7 protein-coding genes are annotated in these 7,654 nt (G+C 72.2%); 1 reads left to right on the plus strand and 6 read right to left on the minus strand.

The window, feature by feature from the left end:
• Positions 1-40 precede the first annotated feature (40 nt).
• From K6I34_RS26785 to K6I34_RS26810, 6 genes are all read right to left on the minus strand, one after another.
• Positions 41-1,003 carry a YafY family protein gene (locus tag K6I34_RS26785; protein ID WP_229329438.1) on the minus strand — a complete coding sequence of 321 codons (963 nt, stop codon included), beginning with the start codon at positions 1,001-1,003 and terminating at the stop codon, positions 41-43.
• Positions 1,004-1,073: 70 nt separating this feature from the next.
• Positions 1,074-2,102, minus strand: a complete 1,029-nt coding sequence (locus K6I34_RS26790) for a YafY family protein (RefSeq protein ID WP_229329440.1) — start codon at positions 2,100-2,102, stop codon at positions 1,074-1,076.
• A gap of 138 nt (positions 2,103-2,240) precedes the next feature.
• Positions 2,241-2,621 (minus strand): FKBP-type peptidyl-prolyl cis-trans isomerase, encoded by a 381-nt coding sequence (locus tag K6I34_RS26795; RefSeq protein ID WP_229329443.1) that lies wholly within the window; start codon positions 2,619-2,621, stop codon positions 2,241-2,243.
• Positions 2,622-2,721: 100 nt separating this feature from the next.
• Positions 2,722-3,714, minus strand: coding sequence for an FKBP-type peptidyl-prolyl cis-trans isomerase (locus tag K6I34_RS26800; RefSeq protein ID WP_229329445.1), 993 nt, complete (start codon positions 3,712-3,714; stop codon positions 2,722-2,724).
• A 175-nt stretch (positions 3,715-3,889) separates the two neighbouring features.
• Entirely contained in the window at positions 3,890-5,251 is a 1,362-nt protein-coding gene (gene pafA, locus K6I34_RS26805) for a Pup--protein ligase (protein ID WP_229329448.1), read from the minus strand.
• Between the two features lie 9 nt (positions 5,252-5,260).
• Positions 5,261-6,526: an MFS transporter gene (locus K6I34_RS26810; protein ID WP_229329450.1), complete on the minus strand. Its 1,266-nt coding sequence runs from the start codon at positions 6,524-6,526 to the stop codon at positions 5,261-5,263.
• Between the two features lie 249 nt (positions 6,527-6,775).
• On the opposite strand from K6I34_RS26810, the gene K6I34_RS26815 reads away from it, so the two are divergent.
• Positions 6,776-7,654, plus strand: an 879-nt coding sequence (locus K6I34_RS26815) for a LacI family DNA-binding transcriptional regulator (RefSeq protein ID WP_229329452.1), incomplete at its 3' end; no start/stop codon positions are given.

Consider the following 7,654-nt stretch of genomic DNA (forward strand, 5'->3'; position numbering starts at 1 on the left):
CCGGGAGCAGGAAGCCGCGCCGCAGGGCGCCCCAGAACCGCTACTCGCCGTACGCGGCGAGCGCCTCGCGCGCCGCGTCCCGCGCCGCCTCCGCCAGGTCCGGCGGCGAGACGATGCGCCCGTCCCGCCCCAGCCGCAGCGCCAGCCGCCGCAGCGACGCGGGGTCCGGTGTGCGCAGCGTGATGCGCAGACCGCCCTCCGGGAGTTCCTCGGCGCTGTCGTGCGGGTAGTACTCCGCGACCCAGCGGCCGCCCGGGCCGACCTCGATGACGACCTCCGGGTCCTCGGCGGCGGGCTGCACCAGCGCCTCGGAGAGGTCCCGCAGCTCCACGGGCGGCGGGTCGGACGGCGCGTCGAGGACCCTGATCTCGGCGACCCGGTCGAGCCGGAACGTGCGCCGCGCCTCGGACAGCCTGCACCACGCCTCCAGATAGGTGTGGCCCATCGTGAACAGCCGGATCGGGTCGACCTCGCGCTCGGTGAGCTCGTCGCGCGCGGGCGAGTAGTAGCGCAGCCAGACCCGGCGGCGCCCGGCGATGGCCCGGTCGACGTCGGCGAAGACGCCGCCCTCGGACTCGAAGGTGACCGAGAGCCGGGAGCTGGCCCCGGCGGCCTCGCCCGCCGCCGCCTCGATCTTGACGGTGGCACGGACCAGCGCCTGCCGGTCGCCCTCGCGCAGACCGGGCAGGGTGGCGACGGCGCGGGCGGCGACGAGCAGCGCGGTGGCCTCGTCGGCGGCGAGCCGCAGCGGCTCACCGGTGCTCGTGCCGGACGCGTCCGGGTTGTGCCACCAGATGCGGTCGCCGTCGGTGTCGATGTCGAGGAGGTCGCCACCGCGGAAGCTGGTGCCGCACATGGGCAGCACGTCGAGGTCGCCGATCAGCTCGTCCTCGGTGATCCCGAAGGCGCGCGCCACGTCGGCGACCCGGGCACCCGGGCGCTCCCGGAGGTAGGTGACCAGCGACAGCATCCGCCGTGTCTGGTCAATGGCGTTTCCGGCCATTTCTAGTGGGTCCGTTCCCCTTCTCGTTCGGCTCTCGTTCGGCTCGCTCGGCTCTTCGTCCGGCTCTCGCTCAGCCCTTGGCCACGGCACGCAGCCGGTCGATCACTTCGGCCCGCAGCTCGGCGGGCTCCAGCACGATCACATCGGCGCCGTACTCGACGAGCCAGGCGTCGAGCCCGTGCCCGTACGGGATCTCCAGCTCGTCCCAGCCGTCGCCCAGGTCGCGGGCGGAGAGCGCGCGGGCACGCAGCGGGTAGCCGTGCCCGGCCCGGACCTTGATCCGGGCGGTGCCGGTGGCGGTCTCCCCCGCCCAGCTCTCGACCGTCTCGCGGACGGTCACGTGGTCGGGCACCTCCGCGGTGAAGGCCATGGCCTTGGACCGCACCCGGCCGGTGATCCGGGAGAGCCGGAAGACGCGCTCGGCGCCGCGGTCGCGGTCCCAGCCCGCCAGGTACCAGTGGCCGCGCCAGCACTCCAGGGCCCAGGGCTCGACGTGCCGCTGCTCGGGGCGGGCGGCGTTCGCCTTGCGGTAGTCGAAGGTGACCGTGCGGCGGTCCCGGGCGGCGAGCATCAGCGGCTCGAAGGCCGCCTCGTGGACGGGGATGCGGGGTTCGAGCGCCATACGGCCCTCGTAGGGGTCGTCCTCCGCGAGCGGCATGCCCGCGGCCCGCAGCTTCTGCAGCGCGCCGCTCGCGGCCCCGGCGAGGCGGGCCTGCTGCCAGACCTTGGCGGCCAGCCCGAGGGCGGCGGCCTCCTCGACGTCGAGGGTGATGGGCGGCAGGCGGTTGCTGTCGCGGCGGGCGAGGTAGCCGGTCTCGCCGTCGACGCTCTCCACGGTCTCGATGATCAGGCCGAGCTCGCGGAGATCGTCCTTGTCCCGCTCGAACATCCGGTTGAAGGCGTCGTCGCTGCCGCTGCCGGTGCCGTCCGCGCCCGGGGCCGCACCCCTCCCCGGCCCGAAGCCCGCGCCGTGTCCCGGCCCGAACGCTTCGAGATAGGCCTCGATCGAGGTACGCAGCTCCCGCTTGCTGAGCGGTCGGCGCGTGCCCAGCAGGCACAGCGCCAGGTTCATCAGCCGCTCGGCCTTGGCAATCGCCATCGACGCCCTCTCTACTTGTGCTCTCAACCGCTGACCGTACCGCTCTGCGCTCGTACGACAAAAGCCGAGGGCCCATGCCCGCGGGGGACATGGGCCCTCGGCCCTTCGCACGCTCGTACCGGCCGGGCCGGTACGGGGTCAGCGCTTGGCGACGCCCATCAGGTCGCAGACGAAGATCAGGGTCTCGCCCGGGGCGATGGCACGGCCCGCGCCACGGTCGCCGTAGGCGAGGTGGGCGGGGATGACCAGCTTGCGGCGGCCGCCGACCTTCATGCCCTGGACACCCTGGTCCCAGCCCGCGATGACCTGGCCGACACCGAGCTGGAACTCCAGCGCCGAGCCGCGGTTCCAGCTGGCGTCGAACTCCTCACCGGTGGAGAAGGCCACGCCCACGTAGTGGACCTTGACGAAGTCGCCGGCCTCGGCGACGGCACCGTCGCCCTCCCAGACGTCCTTGATCTCGAGGTCGGTCGGCTCCGGGCCCTCGGGGAAGTCGATCTCGGGCTTGTCGATGCTCACGAAAGTTCTCCTGTGAAAATTCCTGCGGACAACCTGGCAAGTCTGGCAGACGCCCGCCGGGTAGCCGGATCCGAGGTCGGTCCGGGGGTCGGGCCGGGGGTCAGACCTTGCCCACGATGTCGACGACGAAGACCAGGGTGTTCTTGTCGAGGCCGCTCTGCGGCTGGCCCTCGTAGCCCAGCTTCGGCGGGATCACCAGCTCGACGCGGTCGCCGACGTGCTTGCCGACCAGGCCCTTGTCCCAGCCCTGGACGACCGAGCCGGTGCCGATCTGGAAGGCGATGGCGCCGCCGTGGTCCCAGGAGGAGTCGAACTTCTTGCCGTCCTCCCACTTCACACCGGTGTACTGGGCGATCAGACCGTCACCGGCCTTGATCTCCGGGCCGCTGCCCTTGATCAGCAGCTGCTCCTTGAGGTCGCCCGGCGCCTTCTCGTCCTTGGGGATGGTGATCTCGGCGGCCTTCTGCGACTCGGCCTTCACCTCGGGCATGCCCGACTCGGGCTTGGCCTGCTCGCCCTTGGCCTCGGCCTTGGGGTCGACCTTGTCCGTGCCGACGACGTCGATGATCCAGACCAGGCCGTCCTCCGGGGTGACCCCGGCCTGCGGGTTGAGCTCCTCGCCGACCAGCGCCTTGGCGGTGCCCTGCACCTCGAGGCGGCTGCCCGCCTTCTTGCCGACGACCTCGTCGAGCACCTTGGTGGGCAGCTCGCGGCCCGGCTGGCCGGTCTGCGCGACGGCCTGGCGGCGGGTGCCCTGGGCCTCGCCGCCCGTCGGCGCGGTCCAGCTGCTGACCAGCGGCTTGTCGGACTTCATGGCCTGACCGACGTAGTCGAGGCGGACGAAGGCGCCCTTCTCGACCGTGGTGCCCTTGCCCTCGATCAGGGTCTTCGTCGTGACCTTGTCACCCGGCTTGGCGTCCTTGAGGTCACCCAGCTCGGGCTTCTCCCCGAACTTGCCGGTGACCTTGATCTCGCTGCCGGACGAGCCGCCGCTGTCCTTCTTGCCGTCGGACCCGCACGCCGCGGCGGTGAACAGCAGGGCAGGCACGGCCAGCGCCGCGGCGAAGCGACGCGTGTTCTTCGTGAGGTTCATCAGTCCAACTCGGGCTAGGGGGCTCGGGCAGTGTCCGCCACTTTACGGCCTGAACCAGCCGGATCAACCGTTTGCCCGGCACCGCAGCGCGCCGATGGCACTCCCCGGCGCACTGCCGTACCACTGCCATACCGCTGCCGTACCGGGCACGGGCCCGGCCGCCCCCTCGTCCCGGTCACATCCCGGCGATCAGCTTCTCCACCCGGTCGTCCACCGAGCGGAACGGGTCCTTGCACAGCACCGTGCGCTGCGCCTGGTCGTTCAGCTTCAGATGCACCCAGTCGACGGTGAAGTCCCGGCGCTGCTCCTGGGCCCGCCGGATGAAGTCGCCGCGCAGCCGGGCGCGCGTGGTCTGCGGGGGCACCGACTTGCCCTCGAAGATCTTCAGGTCGTTGCACACCCGGGCGGCCTGGCCGCGCTTCTCCAGCAGGTAGTACAGCCCGCGGCGGCGGTGGATGTCGTGGTACGCGAGGTCTATCTGCGCGATCCTCGGGTGCGACATGGTGATGTTGTTCTTGGCGCGGTACCGCTCGACGAGGCGGTACTTCATCACCCAGTCGATCTCGGTGTCGATGCGGCCGAGGTCCTCGTCCCGGATGGCCTCCAGGGTGCGGCCCCACAGCTCCAGGACCCGCTCCACGGTGCCGGTGCGGATGCCCCGGCGCTCGCAGAAGTCCACGGCCTTCTCGTAGTACTCCTGCTGGATCTCCAGGGCGGAGGCCTCCCGGCCGCTCGCGAGGCGCACCTTGCGGCGGCCGGTGATGTCATGGCTGACCTCGCGGATCGCCCGGATCGGGTTCTCCAGGGTGAGGTCGCGCATGACCGTGCCCGCCTCGATCATGCGCAGCACGAGGTCGGTGGCGCCGACCTTGAGCAGCATGGTCGTCTCGGACATGTTGGAGTCGCCGACGATCACATGCAGACGGCGGTAGCGCTCGGCGTCCGCGTGCGGCTCGTCCCTGGTGTTGATGATCGGGCGCGATCTCGTCGTGGCGGAGCTGACGCCCTCCCAGATGTGCTCGGCCCGCTGGCTCACGCAGTAGACGGCGCCGCGGGGGGTCTGGAGCACCTTGCCCGCGCCGCACAGCAGCTGCCGGGTGACGAGGAACGGGATGAGGATGTCCGCGAGCCGGGAGAACTCCCCGTGCCGGGCCACGAGATAGTTTTCATGGCAACCGTAGGAGTTTCCGGCCGAATCGGTGTTGTTCTTGAACAGATAGACGTCGCCCGCGATCCCTTCCTCATGCAGGCGCCGTTCCGCGTCGACGAGGAGCCCCTCCAGAATGCGCTCGCCCGCCTTGTCGTGGGTGACCAGCTCGATCACACTGTCGCACTCCGGAGTCGCGTATTCGGGGTGCGAACCCACATCGAGGTAGAGCCGAGCACCGTTGCGCAGGAAGACATTGCTGCTGCGCCCCCAGGAAACGACACGGCGGAAGAGGTAGCGGGCCACTTCGTCAGGGGACAGCCGGCGCTGACCCCTGAAAGTGCACGTGACGCCGTACTCGTTCTCCAGCCCGAAAATGCGGCGGTCCATGCCTGAACATTACGCCTGAACCCCTGTGCTGAAACCGGGTTCGACCGCACCGTTCCGATCATTTTCCGACCGCGCCACGACGGTCGAGGGAGCCTCGGGGGCCCGCAGGGCGCGCTGCGCCAGGACGAGCACGAGCAGCGCCGCGAATCCGACGCCCACCGCGACACCGAACCCGGCCACGACCCCGCTGTGCTCGACCGCCGGGCCCGCGGCCGCGGTGCCGATGGAGGCGCCCACGCCGAAGGAGGTCACCAGCCAGGAGAACGCCTCGGTGACCGTGCCGCGCAGCGCGTGCCGGTCGACGACGACGAACGCGCAGGCCAGCGACGGTGCCAGGAAGATGCCCGCGACACCGGCCAGCACCGTCATCAGGACGACGCCGGGGGCCAGCAGCAGCGGCACATAGCAGACCGCGAGCCCGGCCACGAGCACCCGCAGCCGCTGCTCCGGGCTGCCGGGCCACTCACGGGCGCCGTAGATCGTGCCACCGATGAGCGCACCCACGCCGACCGCCGAGAGCAGGTAGCCGGAGACCGCGTCGCCGCCGTGCCGGTCGGCGTAGGCGACCGCCGTCAGGGCGATCGAGCCCAGCGCGCAGCCGATGAAGAAGAACGCCCCGAGCACGACCAGCAGCCCGCGCGAGCGCAGCGCGCCCAGCCAGTGCGCCTCGCGGGGCTCGCTCCGCCACTTCCGCGAGGGCGGCGAGGTGACGACCGCGAGCGCGCCGAGGACACCCAGCAGGTTGATGACGAACAGCGCCCCGGCCGGGGACCAGACGGCGACGAACCCGGTGATGATCAGCGGGCCGACGACGTAGATCACTTCCTGCGCGATGGCGTCGAGGGAGTACGCGGCGTGAATGCGCCCCTCGTCCCCGAGGACGGACGGCCACAGGGCCCGCAGCCCGCCTTCCAGCGGCGGGGTGAAGAAGCCCGCCACGACCATGGCGACATAGGCGGGCAGCAGCGCGTCCACGCCCAGGACGGCGAAGACGGTCATGCCCAGCGCGGCCAGGACGGCCGAGGGCAGCATCACCCGGGGCTGGCCGTACAGGTCGACGGCCCGGCCCAGCAGCGGCTGCCCGAGGGCGTTGGCCGCGCCGTAGACGGCGGAGAGGGCGCTGGCGAGGGCGAAGCTGCTGCCCTCGGCGCGTACGAACAGCACGATCGCCAGCGCGGCGGTCGCGTTCGGCAACCGTCCCACCAGGGTGCCGGTCAGCAGTCGCGCCGCGTGGCGCGTCCTGAGCAAGTCGCCGTATCCGCCGACCGCCGCCATCGATGACTCTCCTTCTCCCGACCCTCGGGTTTTACGTATAACTATTGACGTTATACGTACCATGATGACGCTCCGTGGGTCCAACCGCGCGGGGCGGCGGGACAGGGGCGGCCGGGGAGGCAGCGAGTGACGACCGAAGGCACGGGGGCCGAGGGCCGGGAAACGAGCACGGGGCCGGACGACGCCGCGTCCGCGCGCTGGCCCAGTGCCCGCGGGCCGCGCGTCGGGGCCCGCGCCACCAGCCGGGACGTGGCGCGGGTGGCGGGCGTCTCCCAGGCCACCGTCTCGCTCGTCATGGGGGAGAAATGGCGCGGCCGGGTCTCGGAGAAGACCGCCGAGGCGGTGCGGTCGGCGGCGCGGAGCCTGGGCTACCGCCCGAACCTCGCCGCGCGCAACCTGCGCCTGGGGCGGACCCGGACGGCCCTGCTGGTCGTGCCCGCGCTCACCAACGAGTTCTTCGCCCGCGTCTACACGGGCGCCGCCCGCGTGGCCGCCGAGCACGGGGTCGGCGTCGTGCTCTACCCCTCGCCGGAGGGCGTCGGCCCCGCGCGCGACCCCTTCGCCTCGGCGCGCGCCACGCTGGACGGGATCATCGCGTCCTCCATGGCGGCCGACGCCCTGGGCCCCATCCGCGAGGGCGGCCTGCCGCTGGTCATGCTCGACAGCGACCCCCGGCGGGCCGGGACGGCCGCCACCGTCAACTTCGACGTCGCCGACGGCATGCGGCAGGTCGCCGCGCACCTGCTCGGGCTGGGCCACCGCCGCTTCACCCACCTCGCGGCGGACATCGACTCCTGGACCTTCCACGTACGGGCGCGGGCCCTGGCCGACGCGCTGCGCGACGTGCCCGGCGCCGAGCTGGTCACCGAGTCGGCCGCGCTCTCCGTCGCCGACGGGCTACGGGCCGCGGAACGGGCCCTGACCCGGCCCGGGCCCCGCCCCACCGCGCTGATCTGCGACGACGACATCCTGGCCGCGGGCGCGTGCAAGGCCGCGCGACGGCTGGGGCTGCGGGTGCCGGACGACGTCTCGGTGACCGGCTTCGACGACCTGTCCCTGGCGACGGCGGTGGAGCCGGAGCTGACGACGGTGCGGCTGCCGGCGGAGGCGGTGGGGGAGGCGGGGATG

Origin of the sequence: Streptomyces sp. UNOC14_S4, assembly GCF_020740835.1 — a bacterium.
Classification (GTDB): Bacteria; Actinomycetota; Actinomycetes; order Streptomycetales; family Streptomycetaceae; genus Streptomyces.